Annotated in this window: 21 protein-coding genes; 5 read left to right on the top strand and 16 right to left on the bottom strand. The window is 34.8% G+C overall.

Annotated elements, in window-relative coordinates:
• Positions 1–15: 15 nt before the first annotated feature.
• The 5 genes from OA86_RS01850 to OA86_RS01830 are packed head-to-tail and all read right to left on the bottom strand — an operon-like array spanning position 16 to position 7,664.
• Entirely contained in the window at positions 16–318 is a 303-nt protein-coding gene (locus OA86_RS01850; protein ID WP_039347887.1) for a hypothetical protein, read from the bottom strand.
• An 11-nt stretch (positions 319–329) separates the two neighbouring features.
• Entirely contained in the window at positions 330–1,001 is a 672-nt protein-coding gene (locus OA86_RS01845; protein ID WP_039347883.1) for an AcvB/VirJ family lysyl-phosphatidylglycerol hydrolase, read from the bottom strand.
• Positions 998–3,589, bottom strand: a complete 2,592-nt coding sequence (locus OA86_RS01840) for a phosphatidylglycerol lysyltransferase domain-containing protein (protein WP_039347881.1) — start codon at positions 3,587–3,589, stop codon at positions 998–1,000. The genes OA86_RS01845 and OA86_RS01840 overlap by 4 nt, the downstream gene beginning before the upstream one ends.
• Entirely contained in the window at positions 3,582–4,205 is a 624-nt protein-coding gene (locus tag OA86_RS01835; RefSeq protein ID WP_052257333.1) for an MFS transporter, read from the bottom strand. The genes OA86_RS01840 and OA86_RS01835 overlap by 8 nt, the downstream gene beginning before the upstream one ends.
• Positions 4,206–4,226: 21 nt before the next feature.
• Positions 4,227–7,664: a trifunctional glycoside hydrolase family 18/polysaccharide deacetylase/glycosyltransferase family 2 protein gene (locus OA86_RS01830; protein WP_039347878.1), complete on the bottom strand. Its 3,438-nt coding sequence runs from the start codon at positions 7,662–7,664 to the stop codon at positions 4,227–4,229.
• Between the two features lie 280 nt (positions 7,665–7,944).
• Between OA86_RS01830 and OA86_RS01825 the strand changes: the two genes are divergently transcribed.
• Positions 7,945–8,256, top strand: a complete 312-nt coding sequence (locus OA86_RS01825) for a hypothetical protein (protein ID WP_039347875.1) — start codon at positions 7,945–7,947, stop codon at positions 8,254–8,256.
• Between the two features lie 86 nt (positions 8,257–8,342).
• On the opposite strand, the gene OA86_RS01820 is transcribed toward OA86_RS01825, so the two are convergent.
• From OA86_RS01820 to OA86_RS01800, 5 genes are all read right to left on the bottom strand, one after another.
• Positions 8,343–8,669 carry a YegP family protein gene (locus OA86_RS01820; RefSeq protein WP_039347872.1) on the bottom strand — a complete coding sequence of 109 codons (327 nt, stop codon included), beginning with the start codon at positions 8,667–8,669 and terminating at the stop codon, positions 8,343–8,345.
• Positions 8,670–8,815: 146 nt separating this feature from the next.
• The gene (locus OA86_RS01815; RefSeq protein WP_039347869.1) at positions 8,816–10,351 is read right to left on the bottom strand and encodes a SulP family inorganic anion transporter; all 1,536 of its coding nucleotides are present in this window, start codon (positions 10,349–10,351) and stop codon (positions 8,816–8,818) included.
• A 220-nt stretch (positions 10,352–10,571) separates the two neighbouring features.
• On the bottom strand, positions 10,572–10,889 hold the full coding sequence (locus tag OA86_RS01810; protein ID WP_039347866.1) for a hypothetical protein: 318 nt from the start codon (positions 10,887–10,889) through the stop codon (positions 10,572–10,574).
• Between the two features lie 121 nt (positions 10,890–11,010).
• Positions 11,011–11,634, bottom strand: coding sequence for a hypothetical protein (locus OA86_RS01805; RefSeq protein WP_052257332.1), 624 nt, complete (start codon positions 11,632–11,634; stop codon positions 11,011–11,013).
• A gap of 161 nt (positions 11,635–11,795) precedes the next feature.
• On the bottom strand, positions 11,796–12,029 hold the full coding sequence (locus OA86_RS01800) for a 4a-hydroxytetrahydrobiopterin dehydratase (protein WP_039347863.1): 234 nt from the start codon (positions 12,027–12,029) through the stop codon (positions 11,796–11,798).
• Positions 12,030–12,403: 374 nt separating this feature from the next.
• On the opposite strand from OA86_RS01800, the gene OA86_RS01795 reads away from it, so the two are divergent.
• Entirely contained in the window at positions 12,404–12,643 is a 240-nt protein-coding gene (locus OA86_RS01795) for a hypothetical protein (protein WP_246008062.1), read from the top strand.
• Between the two features lie 121 nt (positions 12,644–12,764).
• On the opposite strand, the gene OA86_RS01790 is transcribed toward OA86_RS01795, so the two are convergent.
• From OA86_RS01790 to OA86_RS01775, 4 genes are all read right to left on the bottom strand, one after another.
• Positions 12,765–13,055: a DUF7674 family protein gene (locus OA86_RS01790; protein ID WP_039347860.1), complete on the bottom strand. Its 291-nt coding sequence runs from the start codon at positions 13,053–13,055 to the stop codon at positions 12,765–12,767.
• A 241-nt stretch (positions 13,056–13,296) separates the two neighbouring features.
• Positions 13,297–15,963, bottom strand: a complete 2,667-nt coding sequence (locus tag OA86_RS01785; protein ID WP_039347859.1) for a cation-translocating P-type ATPase — start codon at positions 15,961–15,963, stop codon at positions 13,297–13,299.
• Between the two features lie 420 nt (positions 15,964–16,383).
• Positions 16,384–16,953, bottom strand: a complete 570-nt coding sequence (locus OA86_RS01780) for a Dps family protein (protein WP_198410771.1) — start codon at positions 16,951–16,953, stop codon at positions 16,384–16,386.
• Positions 16,954–17,323: 370 nt separating this feature from the next.
• A complete protein-coding gene (locus tag OA86_RS01775; RefSeq protein WP_039347857.1) occupies positions 17,324–18,616 on the bottom strand; it encodes a ferredoxin reductase family protein in 1,293 nt (430 codons plus the stop codon).
• Between the two features lie 685 nt (positions 18,617–19,301).
• On the opposite strand from OA86_RS01775, the gene OA86_RS01770 reads away from it, so the two are divergent.
• Entirely contained in the window at positions 19,302–19,631 is a 330-nt protein-coding gene (locus OA86_RS01770) for a helix-turn-helix domain-containing protein (protein ID WP_074781356.1), read from the top strand.
• Positions 19,632–19,716: 85 nt separating this feature from the next.
• Here the strand turns inward: OA86_RS01770 and OA86_RS01765 are convergent, their stop codons facing one another.
• On the bottom strand, positions 19,717–20,655 hold the full coding sequence (locus OA86_RS01765; protein WP_126340421.1) for a hypothetical protein: 939 nt from the start codon (positions 20,653–20,655) through the stop codon (positions 19,717–19,719).
• Between the two features lie 407 nt (positions 20,656–21,062).
• Here OA86_RS01765 and OA86_RS16150 point away from each other — a divergent pair, with 407 nt between their 5' ends.
• Positions 21,063–21,242, top strand: a complete 180-nt coding sequence (locus OA86_RS16150) for a PLDc N-terminal domain-containing protein (protein ID WP_074781357.1) — start codon at positions 21,063–21,065, stop codon at positions 21,240–21,242.
• 152 nt (positions 21,243–21,394) lie between these two features.
• Positions 21,395–21,949, top strand: a complete 555-nt coding sequence (locus OA86_RS01760; RefSeq protein ID WP_039347852.1) for an REP-associated tyrosine transposase — start codon at positions 21,395–21,397, stop codon at positions 21,947–21,949.
• Positions 21,950–22,208: 259 nt separating this feature from the next.
• Here OA86_RS01760 and OA86_RS01755 read toward each other — a convergent pair whose 3' ends face one another.
• Positions 22,209–23,999 (bottom strand): acyl-CoA dehydrogenase FadE, encoded by a 1,791-nt coding sequence (locus OA86_RS01755; protein ID WP_039347850.1) that lies wholly within the window; start codon positions 23,997–23,999, stop codon positions 22,209–22,211.
• Positions 24,000–24,064 lie beyond the last annotated feature (65 nt).

Here is a 24,064-nt window from a genome sequence, read left to right as displayed (position 1 = left end):
TTCACTTAAATTAGTTTACTGGAACCAGAATTTTCTTAATATAACAAGGACTATTAAACCAATTCCTACAATGGCAATTTCGAATAAAATTTCGGCAGCTAACTCGAATCTCCGTGTCCATATTCTGTTTTCACTTTTAATAGAAGCAAAAGAAAGAATTACAGAAAAGCAGAGCAGAACCGCTACAATACTCGTAAATTCATCTAAAACAGAGCTTTTGGTAGAGGAACTGATGTGTAAGGAAGTGATCACAATAAGACAGAAACCCAATAGATTTGACGCAGTTGGTAAAATATGTTGTGAGGTTTTGTTCGACATTGAATTGAATTTTAAAAGTATTTTACGAGCGTATCGGCAAGCATTTTAGTGTTGCCACCGAAATGATGGTCACCCGGAATATGAAGAAACCGATAACCTCGCAGCGTAATTTCTTTTCGTGGAAAATATCTGTTCTCGAAATCACTGACTACCAAAGTGAAAGGCACGTTCTTTATCTGATTAATTTCGTTGGTAACGCTGTATCCATGCTCCATGTGACCAGTTATGTATTCTTCCAGATGAATTTCAAAATCGTTCACTTTTGATGGACCAATAATGATCAGCTGCTGAATATTTTTTTGAAATTCCGGATCGAAGCGGTTGTAAATAAAAGGCGAAACATCTGCGCCGTAGGAATATCCGATCATGATGATTTTTTTATTTGTACGGTTTTTAATGATCTGTTTCAAATATTTTTCGGAATCCTGAGAGGCTTGTAAAGGTGTTTTTTTATTCCAGAAGTATTTCTTCGTGTTCAGCGCGAAAACATCATAGCCATAACGGTGAAGTTCCTGGCCAAATGTATTTGAAAAAGTGTTAAAACCCGCATCACCACTCACGTAAAAAATAATCGGTTTGCTGCTGTTGCTGTTCCATTCTGTCACGGGAAATGAGCTGTCATCCGAACAGGAAAACAGGAGGAATAGTGAAGTTAGACTGAGAATTTTTACTAACTTTTTCATTGCGGTTTAGTAATTTTATTTAAAGCTGCGGGAATTTGCAACAGATCAAAATCATTGCTGTACATCAAATATTTATTTTGCCACTGGTTTGCATATTTTTCTTTGAAATCGCGCAAACTCTGATAATGTTTGAAACTTCCGATCCGGTTGTATACAAATTTCAAAATTTCTTCAGCCGTATTGTCGGGCTGCTTCATTCCGCCCAAAGGTGTTAATCCCAGATTGATATAAAGCATTTTTTTGGTCTTCGCATATTCCACGAGTTTTACGATCATGGCATCCATACTTCCGTTTGGGGCAGTTACGGTCTTTCGAATCAGATCATATGTACATTCATCCGGCGCAAAATCTGGAATAACATTAAGAAACGCTTCTATCTTTCCTGCTTCATCTTTAATAACGATCAGATCTTGCGTTTCTATTTCAGATCGGTCAAACATTCCCTGTGAAAAAACCATTTCTTCTTTGTCAAATTCCTTTAACCATTCATCGGAAATACTTTGAATTTCATTTAAAATCTCTTCATTTTGAGGATGGTATAAAATCTCTGAGGTGTATCCTTTTTTAGACAAAGAGTTCAGACCATTTCTTAAAGTTTTTCTGTCTTTTCCCTCCAGTTTAAAGTCTTCGATTTTCATGATCGCTTCCTGACCAATAAATAGTTTCTGTTTTTTGAAAGGTTTAAAGAGAAATAAACTTTGCTCATCAATTCGATAATAAATAGATTTTAAACCATTTTTCTTACAGAAATCTTCGAACTCTTCAATTAGTTTTTCTTTGTGCTCTTCATCGCAAACTGGTTCTTCTAAAACGATGGCAAAATGATTTGCAATGCGATAAGAAATGAAACCTTCTACATCATCAGAAAAGTAAAACAGTTTGTCTTTGGCTGTTTTAAAGAAATCAAGCGCTGAAGTTCCGTAGCTTTCCATTAAATTTTGGGCGTCTCGAAAATCACTCGAACGATCAACACTTTTTGTTAATTTCCGAACATTAAACAGGGAAAAAATAAGCAGCAACCAGGAAACAATTCCGAGGAAAACGTTGATGTATTCAAAGTCCCGCGCAAATCCGGTTTTCGGAACCAATCCACTATCCTGAAAAAGAAGAAAACTGTGAATCGTGTAATACAGTGATTCGCTCCAGGTAAAATCAATTCCAAAATGGCGTTTATCAATGAAATAAAAACTGAGAAAATTAAAAATAACGACGCTGATTAAAAGTCCTATCAACCAGGAAAAACCCAGTTTCAAATATTTCCTGTTCGTTTTTAAGATGTATTCTTTACGACTGATCAATAACAGCAAAATAATGAACAGAGCAAAAGACGCTTCTTCGTAATCTAAGGCTTTAATGATATTTCCAAAAAAGGAAATTATGGCGAGGATCATCGCAAAATACCAACCGCGTTTTAATCCCCGCAACATATATGCAGCCGTGACTAATAAAAGAATTCCTGCGACCAAAGTCAGTATTTTTGAGAAGTGGATCGTATCTTCAGAGAGATAAAGTTTCCCCAGTTTTAGCCGGTGTTTTAATGGTGGAGTGATCACCGAGATAATATTAATAAGTCCTAAAATAAAAATAGCGAGTGCAGGGAAAATTCGCGCGACGATTTTTCTTCCTTTCCAGATAAAAGCAAATAATCCCAGAAGCAAAGGCAACCAAAATTCAAAAACCCGGTAAAGCAAGGTGATTCCTAAACCCTGGCTATGAGAGAATCCGAAGCTTGCCAGAATATAGATCAGTGTGAATTCTACGGCACCCAAACCTCGTAAAAATGGAGAAACGAGCATCAGTAATACCGAAATCGTATACCCAACTGCAGCGGCAGAGAAAGATCCTTCTGCACCAAATGCGAACATCGCGATCAAAAGGTGAAAAATCCCACAGAACTCTATTAAAACTGAAATTAAAACGGTGATGTAAAAATGTTTTTTGTGAATTTCTCCAGCAAAAAATTCGTCGATATCACTAATTTTTTTCGGAACGTGTTTTTCTAAAAATTGATAAAGAATTCCTTTTGTTCGAAGGGAGTTCACCATCCAAAAAACCAGCGCTATAAAAATTCCAACTCCTAACAACCACATCCAGGAATTTCCAAAATTTTTATTGAAGAGAGCGGCATATGCAACAACCGGTATTCCCACAAGAAAAACAGTCACAATGCCGACAAATCCATAAATAGCACTTGCTTTATGAATGCTGTTTTTGTCGTAATCTTTTCGTTGAAGTTGTCGCGGCGTATAAGCCAGAGAACTGATTCCGCCTGCAGGAAGAAAAACGCTCAGGAAATTTCTTTTTAAAAATAATTCCAGAGCATCTGAAAGTTTTAGTTTGATGCCGACCGCTCTGAAACTCGCCATATACATGAATGCCTGCAATAAAACGTAAATGATGGTGAGGAAAATACCGGCAGATATCCAAATTGGTTTTGCCTGATGAAGTTGCGGCAGAATAGAGGACATTTCTTTTCTTTCACTTCGAAAAAAGACGAAAGCCAGAAATAAAATTAAAACGGCGAGAATTTCCTGCCATTTAATTTTTGAAAGATTTTTTTTGAAAAATAATTCTATTTTTTTAATCATTAATTTGTTCTTTATTCTTCGGTTCTTTAAAATAAATAAGGAGTGAAATTACGGCGCCGATCAACATAAAAACGCCGCCTGCAAAAATTGTTTCGATCATTTCACCATGAAAATATTGTTTCGTCATAAAAGCCAGTAAAAATGCCGCAACAGCTTGCGGAATGACGGTAGAAAAATTAAAAACCGAATAATATTTTTCGTTTTCTTCATCTGGCGCCATTTCGCCAACCAATAAATAAGGCGTCGTACTGATGCTGCTCCAGGCGATGCCGATGAATGCAAATGACAGCAGTAATAAATATTTTGAGTGAATAAATCCCATAGACATTAAACCTAATGCGCCACAAAATAATGCCACGGCATGAACTGCATATTTCGAATTTCGCTTTAAAATTTTATGCAAAGTAAAGGTCAAACTTGCTCCTAAAATACTGTACAGTGCAAAACAGATCCCGACCCATTTTGTGCCGTTTTCAAAATCGAAACTCTCTGAATTTCCTGTGGTAAAAAAGTATTTCGTGATGACCGGCGTTGCATAGATCCACAACGAAAATAATCCCAACCACGTGAAAAACTGCACGAGAAAAAGAGGAAATAATTTTTTGTATTTGAACATACACCAGGTTTTTAAATAAAATTACGTCGTTTTCACATTCCCGGTTCTTTTCAGAACACCCCAGTTTTGAATTTCTCCTTTAATTGCTTTTCGGAAAGATTTAAACAGAATATAGTACATCAATTGTCGATAGATCAATCGTTGCGGAATCATCCAGATCAGTTTGCTGAATTTTTCTTTCTCAAAGGCAAAAGCTATTGCAGCTCCCAATATGTCGACGAGGGAGAAAATGATATAATATAAAATAATGTGATACGGATCTGCGACTATCAAACCTAATCCTGAAAGGATTAAACTCATTACCAAAAGTAAATCTGCGAGTGGAGCCAAGAATGGTAGTAAAATCTGGTACAACAAAATATTGGGTAATGCAACCCGACCGAAGTTTTTGTATTTTTTTCTGAAAATCGCATCACGGTGTTTCCAGAAACTTTGCAGGATCCCAAAACTCCAGCGGAAACGCTGTTTCAAAAACTGCCCGATCGTTTCAGGTGCTTCTGTATAAGAAATGGCTTCATTGCATTGTTCAATAATATAGCCCAGTTTATGCAATCTCATGGTCAAGTCACAATCTTCGGCTAAAGTATCAGTCGTAAATCCACCAGCTTCGATAACCGCTTTTCTTCTAAAAGCTCCTAATGCTCCCGGAATTACGGTGATACAATTCAATAATGAAAATGCACGGCGGTCAAAATTTTGCGATGTAATGTATTCAATACTTTGCCATTTTGTAATCATGTTGATTTCGTTACCGACTTTTACATTTCCCGCAACAGCACCCACTTCATTAGGTTTTCCAGCTAAATAAAAGGTATTCATTAGTTGAGAAACAGCATCGGTTTTTAACTGTGTATCTGCGTCGATACACACGATAAATTCGGAATCGGTTTTTGAAATTCCGAAATTTAAAGCGGACGCTTTTCCTCCGTTTGATTTGGTGAAAACTTTTACTTTTGGGTTTCCTTCGAAGGCTTTTTTTACATTTTCAAACGTATTGTCTTTACTGCCGTCATCAACAAAAACAATGTTAATATCCGGATAATCCTGACTCAATAAAGAATCGACCGTTCTAATCGCATTTACTTCTTCATTGTAAGCCGGAACGATGATGCTTACTTGCAAACCTGCAGGAATTCCCTTGAAAGTTTCACGCAATTTTTTCTCTTTTTTCGTTTGAAGATACGCAAGAACACCCATAAAAAGCATTCGGCTGATCGAAAGAATAATTCCAAGTAAAAAGAGGGAATAAATGACCTGTCCTATCCAATAACTTGCGGCAGCAAAAAAGAAATTTAAATCATTTTTCCAGCTTCTTGGTACTGGTGGCATCAATTGAGATTCGGGAACCTTCATCAAATCTGCAACCGTCGTAAACTTACACCCTTTGTCCTTAAAATATTTAATAATTCGTGGAAGCGCATCTACAGTCGGCTGTCTCGTATCACCGCCAGAATCGTGGAGTAGAATGATGCTTGCATTGTTTTGGGTCGCAAAACGAATTGTTCGGTTCACAATGGAATCTGCATTCATTTTGGGATCCCAGTCATTGGGATCTATACTTTCGCCGATCGCGATATAATTGTCTCGCTTACTTTGCACCAAAGGTTCCAGTTCCTCATAAGTTTGAGGTTCAGAATCCGCATTGTAAGGTGCGCGGAAAAGTACGGTTGATTTCCCAGTGATGCATTCAATTAATGAACGGGTTGTTTTTAATTCTAAAGCAGCTCTTTCGGGAGACATTTTTGCCAGATTTCCGTGGGTGAACGTATGGTTTCCAATTTCGAAACCATCGCGGTTAATTCTTTGAACCAGAGGAATATTTGCTTCGGCATTTTCACCAATGAGGAAGAACGTCGCCGGAACTTTTTCCCGCTCCAGAATATCGAGAATTTTGGGCGTATATTCTGAACTCGGTCCGTCGTCAAAGGTTAAAATGATCTTGTGACCGGGACCAATTTTTGAGCTATCCTCCGCAAATTTTTCGTAAAGAAATCCAGATGGTAATTGCGAATAAGTTTCGTCTGCAATTAAATTTTCATTTTTATCGGCCTGAATTTTCGTGCGACCCTGTTGCGGTGAATAGAGAATGTTAATGATCTCCCCATTCCCAATTGCAGTTGGTTTGCTATTGAAATTCGGCGGCATCATCTCCAAAAGTGTATAATTATATGGACTTTTATTTAAACTTTCTGTACTGAGATCTCTCGCGTAAAAAGACCAGATTCGTGGATCCTCACTGCCTAATCTCCATAATGCAGTTCCGGCATTCCGATAATCATCAGAAAATCTTAAGATATTATAAACTGATGCAGCGTCGGTAAACCAAACATCGTTTTTCGAAGCTGGTTCATCTTCACTTCCTGCAAAATTATAAGCATAATGGAGATTGTAGGAATTCTCATCAAAATCAATATCAGACTTCGAAATTTTTGCACGATCGATAACCTGGCTGTAGGTGAGATCTTCCGTTCTTTTACCATTTTCATCTGTGATCCATTGTCTTCCGTATGCTCCAACACCGAGAATCAGTTTCTCGGAAGGAATATCTTTTGCAATTTGATCAAGTTGCTTCTCGATCCATGTCTGATCACTGATGGGTCCTGCGTGTGAAGGATCATTAAACTGATCATAGGCCATTATGATAAAATAATCGGTATAATCTTTTAAATAATTGTGATTATAATCGGTATTATCTGCCATGATATCAATCGAAACGATCAATCCATTTTGTTTGAACTGGGTGTATAAGTTTTTCATAAAGGCGTTCAGAAACTCATCTGAATTCTCCTTCATTTCCTCGAAATCGATATTGATTCCCTGAAGATTATTTGTTTTAAGAGTTGTGATGATCTGACCAATCAACTGATTTTGAAGTTTTTGATTATGAAGAATGGTGTGAAGCAGATCTCCATTGAAATTTCCCTGTTTCCCAGGAATAGAAATGAAATTATTAAGGATCGGCTGAACACTTAATTTATGATATTTCATGACCGAAAGTGCCTCTTTATCGATGCGGGAATCCAGTTGAAACGTTTTTGGATTGATAAAAAACCATTCCGGATAAATTGTATTGAGTTTACTTCCGTTCGCACGAAGATCAGAAAGCGAAAGGGGAGACCACGGAACGTAAAATGCGCCACGGATCAACTGTGCATTCACAACATTCCTGGGTTTTTTTTCTTCCAGAATTCTTTTCTGTAGAAAATCTTTAAAACCTTTGAACTTCTTGTTCAGTGGTGTTGCTAAAGTAAATTTGTTATCGGGATTTATTTTCGACTCAAAGGATTTTCGGATGGAATTCATTTGTGGCATTGAAGGATTTTTCCCTCTTCCAACTGCAATTCCTACCACAATAAGTATGAAAAGAAGAATGGAACCAATGACTCTTATAGTCCATTGAGTAAATCGGTACCGTTTTGCGTTATTTGTTTGAAATACCTGTCTTTCTTTGTCTGACATTGATTAATTAATTAAGTATCAAAGGTAATTCAGTTTTAAAATTTATTTCTATTTGAAATTTTAATTTTAATTGATAGTTTAAATAAAATGTACTACTAATAAAAGCTTTTATCTATTTTAATACATATTGCATAAAATTGAATTTTCAATGCAGAAGACGATTTTTAGCGTTCATCTTTTTAAAAGTATTCTTTTGATAATAATCATTCATAATTTAAATTAATTTTGATAAGTAGTTTAAATTGTTTTTTGTTAATTGTACCCTTATTAAATAATCATCATGAATTTATCTCCGGAAGGACAAAAACTGTTTAATAAATTAATTTCCGAAATGTTGGAAGATGGGTTTGTGAAAGTAAGTGAACATACTTTCTATAAAAAATTGGGAAGTATGACAGTGTCTTTGGGAGATCATGCGTTGAATTTGATTCATCAGGGAAAATGTTACGGCAGCATTCCAGAAAGAGAATTTCTAAAATTAGCGAATGGATTTGAGCCGCTTCTTTTCCAGTTAAAATATCTTTTGGCTTTTTCTATGAGACAGGATATGAACCGATTGCTTAATTTTCTTTCAACTTATTTTTGGAATTGATTTTCTTTAAATTACTGAGATTCCCTTATTATACTGCAAAAAAAAATACTTTAATCTCTTAAAGCATTTTGAATAATATTTAAATCTTATTCTTCAATGATCATTGCGGTCGGAGCATTTGTTTTTACTGATTCTATGCCTTTTTCCATTCCGTTAGAACTTTCATACATTTCGCTGGAACCTAAGATTTCTCCGTTTCCGGCCTTTAAATTAAAGTACCATTTGTCATTGTTTGATTTTTTTCTGTCGAATTTTGAATCATCTTCAGAATTTTTCTTTGTAGATTCAAGTCCTTTTTCACAGGAAGCTTTCGCTTTGTAACCTTCGCTGGTTAAAATAATGGCACCGTTCGTGGCTTTCAGGTTAAACTGATATTCACCGTTTTTTCTTTTAGAAATAATAAATTTTTGCATGATTAGTTTTTTGGTTGATTAGTTTTTTAAATCTACGAAAATTTAAGCATGATTGTAAACTGTTTTTTTTATGTTAAATTGCATACATATTAATGGAAGATTATTTTCTATTTTATTAAAGTATTGAAAATCAGGTGGATAATTCTTTATTCTTCGATGGCCACTAAATATTCTGGATCTTTAATAATATTTACGTCAATCACCGCTTCAGCATTATTTAAAAGTCGAATACAGTCTGGACTCAGATTTTGAAGATGAATCTTTTTACCGGCTTGGCTATATTTTTTGGTAATTGAATTCAGAGTTTCAATTGCGGACATATCTGCAACACGGGATTCTTTGAAATTGATGATGATTTCAGCTGGATCTTCGTTAATCTTGAATTTTTCTGAAAAAGTCATTACCGATCCGAAAAATAATGGTCCGTAAATTTCGTAATGTTTTATTCCTGCATTGTCGATATGAGTTCTTGCTCGAATTCTTTTCGCACTTTCCCAAGAAAAAACGAGTGCCGAAATGATAACCCCAACCAAAACAGCCAAAGCTAAATTATGCAGATAAACGGTAATTGCGGCGACGAGAACTCCTATAAAAATATCCTGTTTTGGCATTTTATTAATGATTTTGAAACTCGCCCACTCAAACGTTCCAAGAGCGACCATAATCATCACTCCAACCAGTGCGGCCATAGGTAATTTGCCAATGATCGGGGCACCAAAAAGGATGATGACCAAAATAGTTATTGAGGCAATAATTCCAGAAAGTCGTGCTCTTGAACCTGCAGAAAGATTAACCAATGTTTGTGCAATCATGGGACAACCACCCATTCCAAAAAAGAAACCGTTTGCAATGTTAGACGTTCCTTGAGCGATACATTCGCGGTTTCCATTTCCTTTTGTTCCCGTCATTTCATCGACGAGATTTAAAGTTAAAAGTCCTTCTGTTAAACCGACTGCTGCGAATATTAAAGAGTAGGGAAGTATGGTTTGAAGTGCTTCTAAGGAAAATGGAATGTTAGGAATATGAAAAGGTGGGAAACCGCCATCAACAGAAGCAATATCCTGAACTGTTTTCGTATTGATTCCAAAACCAACGACCACCGCAAAAACGATAATAATCGCAACCAACGAAGCGGGAATTTTTTTTGTAATCTTGGGGAATAAAACTACAATTGCTACTGTTAAAGCAACCAAACCAGTCATTATCATCAAAGCTTCACCTTTGAGCCAAGATAATTGTCCGTTTTCAATGACTTTAAATTGCGTCAACTGTGACATAAAAATAATAATAGCAAGTCCGTTTACAAATCCGTACATCACAGGTTGCGGAACCAATCTTATGAATTTGCTGAATTTAAAAAGTCCGATTATGATCTGAATCACTCCGGCGAGTACCACTGCTGCGAAAACATATTCGATCCCGTTGGAGCGCATTAATGCGATTAAAACAACAACTGTTGCGCCGGCTCCTCCGGAAACCATTCCGGGTCTTCCGCCGAAAACTGACGTGATTAATCCGGCAATAAATGCTGCATATAAACCTACTAAAGGTGGAAAACCTGCTAATATTGCAAATGATAAAGATTCGGGAATCATGGTCATTGCGACAGTTAATCCGGCTAATATTTCGTTTCTGTAATTTATTTTTTGAGAGAAGTCGAATAAGTTGAGTATTAATTTCATATATTTTTCAACAGTCTTTTTCTAGAATTTGTAAATAATTGAATCTGAACAAAAAATTGCTCAGACTTTGAAAAGTTTGAAGGATATACAAGGTTATTTTCGAAAGAAAACTTTGCTCCTCCATAATTTTTGGAGGCTGCAAAAGTAGAAAAATAAAATGGATGGTAGGAAATCAGATATTAGGATCTCATTGTGAGAAGCTCCTAATTATATGCTGTTATTAAACTTGTCTTTTTAAACGCTCTACAATTTTGTAGACCGCAGGATCAGAATATAATCCAAATGCGTTGATCACAATTCCCTTCAAACCGTGCATTTCGGAGGAAATTGCATAGACAATCATTTCATCTCCTGGATCGGAGTCACCTTCAAAACGGTAGATTTCATCAATTACAAATTCTTCGGGTGAAAGATTGGTCGCAGATTGATGACAGATTAAACATTCTTTTTCGGCCATTATCTCGAAATCTGTTGTGTATCCTCGTTCAGCAAGATGTTTCATCGCCTCGCTTACGGTGTCATAGGAATAATTTTTCATGGTTTTAAAGTTAAAAACTTCTTAAATTAAGGATCGATTGTATTATTACTTTCTCAATTTTCATATTCTTTCGTGAAAGTTACGATTTTTAGAATATTGAGCTTGTATTAAAACCGAACAACTATACCTCAAAATAATTTTTATTAAACACTAAACCAAAATTCCCTGCTTTACGTTTAAAAACAGAATGGATTTCTACCCAAGAAATACAATTATTATTCAAAATACTATAGATAGATGCTATTGAAGATTTATAACTATTCTCGTAGATTTCTTTACCGATAATTATGGTTTCAGTTGCACTTTTACAATTTGCATAAAGCTTATTGTTGACGTATTTTTTATCGACAATTAATAAATTAAAATGTCTCGAAGAAAAAGATTTTACTTCTGTCTTAATTAATGAATAATTGATTTTTAAAGAGTTTTTTTTGTGAATCAAAGATTTTATATTTAGAGCATCTACATTATTACTAACGCCATTTATTACGGCAATTGCAAAATTCTTAGAAAAATCTATTTCTGTTGGTGTTCCATTTTTTCCCATCGCTGCTGCCATTCCGAAAATCCCGACTAATTGTTTGTTGTTGGTTATTTTAATTATTTGAAATTTATGATCAGGAAAGTCATTTCTTACAAAATAATTCTGAGCCAATCTGTAAGGAATATTTTCCTTTGCAAAGAATAGCGATACTGAACCAAATAAAAGGATCAAAAAAGTGAATTTGAACATTGGTATTTTCATATTTAAGACTTATTTATTTGTAACGAATCAATTTTTTTTAAGCAGAATGTAAAAAATATTTTTATTGTCACTTCTTTCTATCACAATGCAAGAAACATCTTCTACAACATTGTCTATTATGATTAATTTCAAAGATAATCCAATAAAAATTATTTTGGCATTTATTCCATCATTTTATCAATCGCTTTGGCAAGTTTGTGATCTTTGTCCGTAATTTTATCACCTGCGTCGTGCGTAAATAAATTGATTTCAACTTTGTTATATTCATTGGACCAGTTCGGGTGATGTTGTTGACTTTCGGCGATCAAGGCCACTCTTGTCATAAAGGCAAATGCCTCCGAAAAATCTTTAAACTTAAAAGTTTGATGAAGTTTTCCATTCGTTTCTTTCCACATGATTTTATATATTTATTGATTAAAACTATTTCAAGTAGGAGAAGTCTCTGTTTTTATTACTGCAAAAATCCCTCCAATTTCCAGCGATTTAGATTTTGATAAATTACTTTTTAAATAGAATGATAAGGATATCGTTAGTATTAGATCATCTTATCTTTTAATCATTGTTATCATTATAACGAAAATGACAAGAGCTTTACTTTGTTCCAGCAAATCTTAAAATTATATTCGTAGTGTTATAAAGTTCACTTTATTCCAAATGATTAACGGTTTAGAAAACAGTAATTTAGGAATTATTAAAAAGTACTGTTATCATATAAAATGATATAATTGAATCAAAATTTTAAGAAAATATTGATATGAAAAACGCCTCTTTGAAAAATAATATTAATTCAATACATCAAATTTCTCTGATTGGAAAGACAAAGGAAGAAATAATAGAAGAGCTAGGAGACGGTTTTAATTTCTATCCAGATAATCTTTGGGATTACGAATTAGGGAAAAATTGGTGGGGTACAAAAAAGGTATTATTTCTCTTGTTTGAAGATAAAAAAGTAAAGAAGAAAACGATCAGAAAAGTTTATGGGAAGGTTCCCAAAATTTCTATATTCTGAAATAGGTATAATCTTTAACCTAGAAATTTCTTTGGATGTAGCGAAAGTCACAAATTATCATTTTACAATACCTTATCTTTTATCAAAGAATTCACATTGGGTGTAAATCTTTGAAAAATTATCAGATACCCGATGAATATATTTGTCTGCTGTATTCAACTTTAAGATTTTGGGGGAAAAGATCCAGATATTGTTTACCCCAACTATAATTCATTTCCAGCCGTTGAGAAAGCGGTGTGATATAATTATTTCCTATAATTGATCGCGTAAAATAATTTCCTTTACTAAACATTTGCTCTACTTTTCCATACAATCTTATCACCGAATCTTTTTGTTCTTTGTAAATTTTTTTAATAGTTTTGATCTCTAAATCCTTTATTTTCAGCAATTCAGTTTTTTCTTTGATTGTCATAACAATATTAATTTATTTGACTAGCTAACGTCAATTTTCATTCCACTGCTTTATAAATGATCCATAACTGTCTAACTGATAGTATTTTGTTATTTAATTTAAATAAGAATGAAGATGAAAATCACTTCATTTTGATAGGATATTCTATCAAAATGAAAGGGTTTTAGATGGAGAAATTTGCACTTTTCAAAAAAAGGAACATTGTAATTGTACAAAAGAGTGCTCGATTTATCGCTCTTTTTTATTTTCTTTTCTTTAAAAATATCTTAGAGATTTCCAGCATTATTAAAGGGATCAGTCCAAGCGCCAAAGCCATAAGCCAACCATTCAGATCGGGCATGTGAAGTCTGAAAGCATTTCTTAGAAAAGGAATAAATAACAAGGACAATTGCAAGAATAGTCCTAACGCGATTGCTCCGTTTAAAAACTTGTTGCTGAAAATTTTAAATTTATAAAAGGGTTTTTTACTGTTTCTTAAACCGAAAGAATAAAAGAGTTGTGAACAAACTAAAACTAGAAAAGTTAAAGTTCTGGCATTTTTAACTACTTCTTCTGGGATTTGTTTGTCAAAAGGGGAGTAGCCAAGTTCGTAAAATCCATACCAAAATGCCAGGATAGTAATTAAACCAATGAGTATTCCACCTAGAACAACGTGAATTCCGGCACCTTGCGAAAAGAAACTTTCTTTGGCATCTCGGGGTTTTTCTTGCATAACATCGGAATCATCGCCATCCATTCCAAGTGCGATCGCAGGTAGAGAATCCGTGAGCAGATTGATCCATAAAAGTTGGGTAGCAATAAGTGGAACCGGCCAACCGAGCGAGAGCGTCACAAACATGACGAGTACTTCACCCAAGTTACAAGTCAGCAGAAATATAACTGATTTCTTAATATTATTAAAAATATTTCTTCCCTGTTCAATTGCTACTACAATAGTCGAGAAATTATCATCCGTGAGAATCATATCTGCCGCGTTTTTGGCGACGTCGGTCCCTGTAATTCCCATGGCAACTCCAATGTCCGCAACAGTGAGTGAAGGTCCGTCATTTACGCCATCACCTGTCATTGATACAATATTTCCTTTTGCCTGAAGTGCCTGAACAATCTGGACTTTATGTTGTGGAGAAACCCTCGCAAAAACGCGATAATTCTCCACTTTTTCTGCAAGTTCTGCTTCACTTAATTCTTCCAGTTCTGGACCAGTAAGCACTTGTTCTATGGAATCGGCAACCTTAAGATTTTTTGCGATAGCAAAAGCAGTATTTTTATGATCGCCAGTAATGATAATTGTTTTTATTCCTGCCTGTTTCGCCAGCTGAATAGAAGGCTTCACTTCATCTCGGGCGGGATCGATCATCCCAACAAGGCCGACCAAAACTAGACCTTCTTCCATTTCATCTGAAGTCATATCAGATGAAGCTGATTTGTACGCCAAAGCTAAGGTTCGCAAAGCATTGTTGGACATCTTTCTGGCAGCATCGCTAAAATTTTGTTTGTCTTTTGCTGTAATAGAACGGATTTCTCCCTGATCAAAAATAAATTCGGCAACATGATACAAACTTCCCAACGCTCCTTTTGTATAAACCGTAAAATCAGTTCCCGACTTTATAAGAACCGACATCATCTTTCGGTTACTGTCAAAAGGATATTCTCCAACTCTTTGATTTTTTTCTAATAAATCGGTGCGGTCAATTTTCATTTTATCACCGAGCACCAGAAGCGCAATCTCCGTGGGGTCGCCTGTTGCTTCCTCATTTTCAAGGGTTGCGTCTGAGCAGAGGATCATTCCTTCTGTCAATATTCTTACTGATTCCGAGAGGATATTTTTATTAGCAGCTTGTATTAAAATGGGGCCTTCCGAAGTATAGACTTCAGTTACCGTCATTTTATTAAGCGTTAAAGTACCAGTTTTGTCGGAACAAATAATATTCACCGAGCCCAAAGTTTCAACTGCAGGGAGTTTTCTTATAATTGCATTTTTCTTCGACATTGCTGTAACACCGATGGACAGAACCACTGCCACAATTGCAGCCAAACCTTCCGGAATGGAAGCGACGGCAAGCGAAACTGAGATCAAAAACATTTCAGCCGGATCTCTTCCCTGAATCCAGGAGATACCAAAGATGATGATGCAGATTGCAACTGCGATTTTTCCAAGCGTTTTTCCGAGTTCGCTTAATTTTTTTTCTAAAGGAGTTTTTTGATGAACGTTTGTGTCGAGAAGATCAGCAATTTTTCCCACTTCGGTATTCATTCCGGTTTCCACTACAACACCTGCTCCTCTTCCTGCAGTAACCACCGTTGACATAAAGCACATATTTGCCATCTCTGCGATTGGCATTTTAGTATTATCAAAAGAAGCCTCAGCATTTTTATGAACAGGAAGAGATTCTCCCGTTAAAGATGATTCTTCTATTTGAAGGTTTACCGTTTCTATCAGGCGCAAATCTGCCGGTATAACTCTGCCCGCATCTAAAATAACTAGATCTCCCGGAACCAATTCCGCGCTGTCTATTTCTTTGGTTTGTCCGTCTCGTTTCACCAAAGCTTTAGGAGAGGACATTTTTAATAATGCATCGATTGCTTTGCCGGCTTTTACTTCCTGAAAAGTTCCGATACCGGCATTAATAAGAATGACGAGCGTAATAATGACGGAATCAATATATTCGCCCATGAAAAGCGTAATAATAACGGCGGCTAGGAGAACGTAGATGAGCCAATCCTGAAGTTGCGATAGCAATATTTTATAAACGGGTTTCTTTTTTTTTGCCTGGAGACGATTTGGTCCTATTTCCTCTTTTATCTGAAGCGCCTTTGCTTGAGATAAACCGCTGCAAGATTCAACACCCAGTTGATCTAAAGTTTCAGCCACAGATTGCATGAAATAATTTGGTTTTTTATCCGACATTTTAATTTTATAGATGGTGCAACTTCATTATTGCAAATTAGTGTTTTTAGTCAGAACCTGAAAGCGAAGGGAATAGATTCTGGAATGATTTTAAATAGCAACCGAAACTCACTGCAGAAAAGTGATAATGTGGTATAAAATGAACTATCGTCATCTAAATCCTGTAAGAGGAGGTAGTTTTGGACATATAATAATTATGATGAGTGACATTATTTCGCCTAAAAGCCCTGGATTTAGTATAGCTGGTTCATATCTGGTTTACTGTTTTGACAGTATTATTACCAATTTTTACTTTTAAAATTATTGAATTTGATATTAAAAAAGAAATTCAACGTGACAATTATTGAATTCAAATGGTGGCATATAAAAATACCTTCAATAAAGAAGGTATTGTGTAATATGAAATTTTGTGAAGTTGGCTTAATTTTCAAATCCTTGACTAATTTCAAATAAAAACCAGATTCTACGCTCTGTAGCATCCAGTTGTTCTTGCAAAAGATTACTGGTTGGTGAATCTCTGTTATCTTCAGTTGTTTTAATTGCTGTTCTTTGATTTGCAGCAATGTGTCTGTTATCCGCAAGTAACGCTGCAATCATGTCTTGCGCGCTCACGAAATCGTCGTTGTTATCAGAAATTGTTTGCAATTGTGAAATATGAGAAATACTTCTTATCGTAGTACCTCCGATTCTTCTAACCCTCTCTGCAAGAATATCGATGCTGTCATAAATCGCTTCTGCCTGCTCATCAAATAAAAGGTGATAATCTCTAAAGTGAGAACCTGATAAGTGCCAGTGGAAATTTTTTGTTTTCGTATAGAGTGCGAAAGCATCAGCTATTAAAGGATTTACTGCATGTACGACATTTTGTACTTCAGTTGGTTTTAAATCGGTCGGCACAGATAGTTGTGGTTGTGCCGGAAATCCTTTAGATTCCATTTTATTTGAACTTTTTTTAGAAGTTGGACTTGTTGTTTTGTCTTGTTTTGCCATAATTTTATTTTTATATAATTTATTTTTAATAATCGTCAATTTATATGCCCTAAATAAACTTAAAATATGTTTTATGATAAATTTAACTGAAAAGTTAACTAATTAAAATTATAAGAAATAAGTTTTAGATCTTTGGGAATGTCTTTAATAATATAGAATTAGTCAATAAAATAAAAAATGATCAGAAAAGCAAAGAATCATTAATTCAGCAGTGCGAGAATTATGAATATTTAGAAAGCCCATTGGATCTTTTTGTGATCGTTATGGGATGATTTTAATCACGAATTACAAATCCACGACATCGGGTATTGCTAAAGGTGAATTAATCTTTAATGATGACCACGCGGAAGCATTCCTGTGGCAACGGCGCTTATATAAAATCAAAATCTTCAAAAATTATATTTTCATTTGGAACATGAAGGACTTTAAAATCTTTTAACAAAGCACTCCTCATTACCTTTGGACCACAAATAAATATGGTCCTACTATTTGCGTTTTTAATATCGCTTCCTTTTATAAATCCAGTTTTATCTGAACAGCACAAATGCACTCTAAAATTGGGAATTTTATTTTCGAATTGTTCGAATTCTTTTAAATGAAAGGCCTCCGTTTCGTTATTTACACAGTAATATAAATCAACTTCGAGTCCTGCCATATCATTTTTTTCTAAATCTCTGCACCAACTGATGAATGGAGCGATCCCGACGCCCCCAGCAATCCATATTTGCTTGTCTTTCCCGGTTCTATAATTGAAGCAACCAAAAGGTCCTTCAATCAAGGCAGGAGTATTAATTGTCAGTTTTTCATAAAGGTTTACAGTAAAATCTCCTAAAGATTTCACGAGTATATTTATTTCTCCTTCGTTTTTAGAGCCACAAATGGTAAATGGATGAGATTCCATGGTAATGTCTTCGTTTACAAACTGGAAGAAACAAAATTGCCCTGGAATATAATTTAAAACAGTTGATTTATTGAGCAATGTGATTTCCATTACCTTCTCATTCAACTTATTAATTTTTAATACTTTGAAGGAATGTTTTTTTACGAGCCAGTTATAAAATATTGCTTTATATAAATAGGCAGATATCCCGAGAACCGAAATAATTATAAAGTAGATTGCAAGGAAAGGATTTTTAGTATAAAAACTATCTACACCAAAGACATGAGCAATACTCAAAATAAAAAATAGTCCCATAAATTTGTGTGTTATTTTCCACTTATCATAAGGTAATTTTATAAATATGGTAAACAGCAACAATACAAACACTCCCAATAATGCCCAACTGCCAAAATTGATTTCAATCTTTCTATGTACTGGCAATAAATACCAAAATATTTTTTCTGTGTTGTCGGGAATCCATCTCAACGCTAATAAAACCGGATGAATCATCATCATCATAAAAGCTAGTTTGCCAATTGTATGATGTTTATGATATAACTTATCAAGGCCGCCAAAATACTTTTCTATTACTTTAATCCTAGTTGATAGTATAAAGGATGTAGCAAACAGGGAAAAACCAATTACAGCAAATAATTGACTGCTATATACAATAATGGGAAAGGCATTATGCTTTATAGTTGTATTTGGAAAATTTAAAAGCCAAAGAAGGATTGGTAAGATAACTATCAGAAAAATAAATATCAGATATTTAACATTTTTCATAGTAATTGTTTTAATATTTTCCGGGTATCGAAGTTTTACATTTACGAATGTTTGTAGTGTTTATATATCTTCAGATCCGGATGTATTTAATTTCAAATTGCTAATCTCAAATTTACGATAGTCTTTTTGATTATAAAATGACCAATGTCACTTTTCAAAAAACTGAAGAATGATATATGTCTTTCAACCAAAAGGAACGCCGTAATGTTTCCCAACTTTCATCAATTTAATACAAAGAAAACGCCCCGTTTTCTCCCGGTGAGCAAAGTGCGGAGACTTCGAGCCCTTTACAAAAAAAGAAAGCCCCAGTTTCCCGGAGCGTCCAAAACACCTCTCACACTTTTTGTAGTATTAATTGCCTGGTAAACACTCTTTAAATACTATATCATAGTGTAAGATTACAGATATACGTTTAATGCTGATAAATTGAAGGTTTAAGCTTATATTATTAAGTATTAAGTATATAATTATTCGTTTAATGCTTATATTTATACGTTTAATACTAAAATATATGAGGTTAATGCTCCATTTTACCAGTTTAAAACGTCAAATTACTATATTTAGACTTTAAATATTTATATTTATACTTGTAAATGAATGTTAAATTACTTTTCTTCGGTTTATTCTATCTGAAATAGTAGAAGAAAATGGAATTGATCTGACCTAAAAAAAACCAAATTTATTGATGATGACAAACGCTCGTACCTACCTAAAACAGGGTATTCATCCTTACCCGCATATCGGTCAATTTATTCGAAAAAAATTGCACGATCTGAATATTTCTAACACCGAAGCTTCGCGCAGATTGGGTATAACCACCTCCAGTATGCATGCCTACTACAAACAACCCTCGCTTCAGTTTGGGATCATCTGGAAATTAAGTATTGCTCTGAATTACGATTTGTTATCAGATCTCATGAGCAGTTATCCAGAGAGTTTTCCTGTAAAAATTAATGATAAAATGGTGGCGATGGAAAAGGAGTTGGAGATTTATAAAAGTCTTTTGAAAAGGTAGAAATCAGCGATTAACTTACACCGTGTTGCGCAAAGTCTCCGACTTTGAGCCATTTATTACTGCTGCGCAGCGGCTATACAAAGAATTACTTTGCTATAGTAGGAATTTTATCCATGATCGGTTGTTTCTTACTGATTTTTCCTTTCGCATCGTAAACTTTTACCTGTTGATTAGCTTTGTTATAAACTTCGTAAAATTTTAGTTTTCCTTTTTCGTAAGTATATTCCTTTACCTCTGTTGGGTTGCTGCATTTTTTGGATTCCATTAATCCTTCAGTATATTCCTCGCTGCAAGAATCACCGTTTTTAGTGTAATATTGGCTGATCATTTTACCATTTTCCTGAAATTCTTTTCCGTAATTTCCTCTATTATTGGTCTGCCTTTTTATTTGTCCATTTTCGTAATAGGAAATAAAACCTTCTTCTATATTATTTTGTTCGCTGCTTACTTTTCCCTTTTTGTAATGCGTAGAAATAGTATTTGCCTGACCACCACCTAATTTCAAATTGATGGATCTTTTATTCACCAATTTCCCTTCCTTATCAAATAATTCCGACATAAAAATATCATTGGTTAAAGAGGTTTTTTCAACGATTATACTGTTCTTTTTTTCAACACTTTGTACCGCAATACCCCCTAAAAATGTAAAAACCGATTGACTACCAGAATCATTATTGGTGTAAATGCCTTCATCGGTGAGCAACCCATCTTTATCGATTTTAAATTTAAAATTAAAGTCTTCATTATCAATATAATAATTCCCTTGTTTTAGAGTAATTAGCTCCGCTTCCCAAGCTTTTTTATAAAAATCCATTTGCTCTTTTCCTTTTAAATTCTTTACTTTTTCAGAATTTCTTGTAATATAGAGATCATAATGAGTCAGGTTTTTTATCTTCAACATTTTACCATCCTCCAAGCCAGATTTATCGAGGTAATAAGATGCCGGTAGTTTTTTAAAATCCTGAGCAAGAAAGTGGTTCAAACCAAATATCAGTAGCAATGTAAAAGACAAAATAGATTTCATTTTCATAATTTTATTTAGGGTAAAAATAAGACTTTTTTTAAAAAAATCGATTGCGCGAATTCAAAATTGATGTTTGTAATAATGGATTACGCTCAGTCCCTCTAACCGAAGTGATATTTATAGGAGATAAAATGATAATGGTTAAAAAGGAGTTGGAAATCTATGAGAAATCCGGTGCATAGAAAATTGTAGACATTTTAAATCTAAACAAGATTAGAAAGAAGCAATATGAAATATGTAAAATAAATATCGTTTTAAATACAATAGAATATTATCAAATTTGTAATTTTGAATAGTATTAATTATAGAAAATAAGATTTTACAGCATTAATGTTAAAATAGTCGGATAAAAAAAGTCTTCTCAATCGATCTATTTTAAAACAAAAGTGAAGAAGACAAAAATTGTGATGAGCACTCAAACGTATTATACCGTATTTGTAATTCTATTTATTGCAGTCTTAATTTTTAGTATTACAGAAATTATAAAAAGTCCTTATTCAACACCCAGAAAATTAATGTGGCTTTTCATTTGTGTATTGATGCCATTTTTGGGCTCCATATTATTTCATTGGTATCGAAAAGGGTAGGTGAAATTACATTAAAACATTTGCATAGTGCGGTTACAATTACGATAGCGCCAAATGATTATAGCGCGGAGTAAGTTATTATTGCGCGGAATGATGAATGATAAAAGCGCGGATTTGCAATCCGTGCTTTTACTTCTTTAAAAAAAACAATGATGTCTACCAAATACAAAGCTCCAGATATTGATATGGCCTATTTTATAACGGTTACGGTTGGTGGTTGGGTTGATGTTTTCACGCGGTTATCTCAGAAAATGGTGATTGTAGATTCTTTAAAATATTGTCAAGCTCAGAAAGGTTTATCAATATTTGCGTACTGCTTAATGTCTAATCATCTGCATATTCTTTGCAGGTCCGATGGAAAAGATTCTTTGTCAGAGATCATGCGAGATTTTAAAAAGTTCACCTCCAAGAAAATTATTGAAACCATTGAAAACTCACCTGAAAGTAGAAGAGAGTGGATGTTGGATTATTTTAAAAAATCTTGTGAACATTTGGCACGTGAGCAGAAATATAAGGTTTGGCAAGATGGTTATCATGCAGAAGAAGTCTATTCTAATAAATGGATTAAAGAAAAGATAAATTATATCCACCAAAATCCTGTAAAAGAGAAAATTGTCTCGGAAGCGGAGAATTATTATTTCAGCAGTGCGAGAAATTATGCTGATTTAGAAAATCCTTTAGATGTTTTTGTGGTTTTTATGGGTTGATTGTAGTTGTTGTAGTGTCGTCACGGATTGCAAATCCGCGACATCGGGTTTTTTTGGTTTTTATGGGGTGAGGCAATGTTTAAATTATCGTAAAGGAATCGTTAAATATAATTTTATAGTTATAAATTTTTTTAAAAATTCACCTTTTTTCCTCGTAAACCCGATAGCGCGGATTTACAATCCGTGCTTACAATTCCAAAAAAAAGAAAAAAGAACGCCCTGATTTCTCAGAGCGTTCAAACCACATATCAGACTATTTCTAGTAAGATCCTTTTTCCACGAAATGGGCTGCAACTTTTTCAGTCAGGGCAACTACATTTGGCATATTGGTGTATTTTGTAAATCTGCGTAAGCCAGAAAGCATCATGCGCTGTTCGTCGCCTTCTGCAAAGGATACAATTCCTTCTTTCGCTGCTGTGGTAATTGCTTCCACAGCTTTATAAAGATTTAATCTCGCCATTGCTGCTTGCACAGAATCAGTATCGAAATGTTTTTCTGCTCTTAAAACTGCAGATTCTGCCATATAGATTTGGTTCAGAATTTCAGAAGCATTTAATAAAAGATGCTGCTGTTTTTCAATGTCCATCATGTATTTCTGAAGTGCAGCTCCGGCAACCATTAAGAATACTTTCTTCAAGTTGTGAAGAATTGCTTTTTCCTCAGACATGTATTCTGAATAATCAGGAACTTCAAATGAAGGAATTCCCATCAATTCTTTTCCGATTGCCATGGCTGGTTTCAACAGATCAAGTTCGCCTTTCATTGTTTTCTTGATCAACATTCCTACGGCGAGAAGTCGGTTGATTTCATTGGTTCCTTCGTATATACGTCCTATTCGTGAATCTCTCCAGGCTGCTTCCATTGGTGCATCTTCGGAGAATCCCATTCCACCGTAGATCTGAATTCCTTCATCAGCAATATGTTGCGTAAGATCGGAAACGTAAACTTTCAAAATAGAACATTCAACGGCGTATTCTGCTAAAGCATTCATTTCCGCTTTTTCGTGCGTCATTCCTTCCGTTACAAATTCTTCAATTTTATCTTCTACATTTTTCGCTGCTCTGTACGCTCCAGATTCTGAAACGAAAATCCCAGTTGACATTTCAGCAATTTTCTTACGGATCGCGCCGAAAGTAGAAATTGAAACACCGAATTGTTTTCTTTCGTTTGCATAATTGATAGCCAATGAAGTAATTCTTCTTTGTCCATCAACGTTTGCTGCAGCCAATTTAATTCGACCTGCATTCAAAGCATTCAAAGCGATTTTGAAACCGTTATTTCTTTCTCCTAAAAGATTCTCTACCGGAATTTTCATATCATTAAAGAAAACCTGACGGGTGGAAGAGGAGCGAATTCCTAATTTATGTTCTTCTTCGCCCATTGTCATGCTGTTTGGATCTTCCAGTTCTGAACGGTTGATCACGAATCCGGTAATGTTTTTGTCATCTTCAATTCTGGCAAAAAGCGTAAAAGTTTCTGCAAATCCTGCATTCGAGATCCACATTTTTTGTCCGGTGATGATCCAGTGTTTTCCATCTTCAGAAAGAACTGCTCTCGTTTTCCCTGAGTTCGCATCGGAACCTGCATCTGGCTCTGTCAAGCAGTAAGCACCGAATTTTTCACCTGTCGCTAAAGCTGGAAGGTATTTTTGTTTTTGCTCTTCAGTTCCGTACAAGAGGATAGGAAGTGTTCCAATTCCCGTGTGTGCGCCATAAGCAGTTGCCAAGGAACCATTTCCACCGGAAACAACATCACATGCCAACATCGTACTCACGAATCCCATTCCAAGACCGCCATATTCCTCCGGAACTGCAATTCCCAAAGTTCCCAGTTCGCCCAGTTTACGCATTGTTTCCTGAGTCAAAGCGTAATCTTTCTGCTCGAAACGCTCTCTGTTTGGAATGACTTCTCTCTCCATAAATTCATGAAGTGAATCACGAAGCATTTTTTGTTCTTCTGTCAGTTCTTCAAGACTGTACAGTTCTGCTGCAGGAATATCTTTGATGATGAATTCACCGCCTTTTAATGTTGTTTTTGTTGTATCGCTCATGATGTTAATTTTTTAATGATAATAGATGATAGACTGATAGATAATAGACTGTCATCTTAATTAAT

The organism is Kaistella jeonii (assembly GCF_000812865.1).
Taxonomy (GTDB): domain Bacteria; phylum Bacteroidota; class Bacteroidia; order Flavobacteriales; family Weeksellaceae; genus Kaistella; species Kaistella jeonii.
The sequence above is the reverse complement of the archived record's forward strand: the minus strand, read 5'-3'. Positions and strand labels throughout refer to the sequence as shown.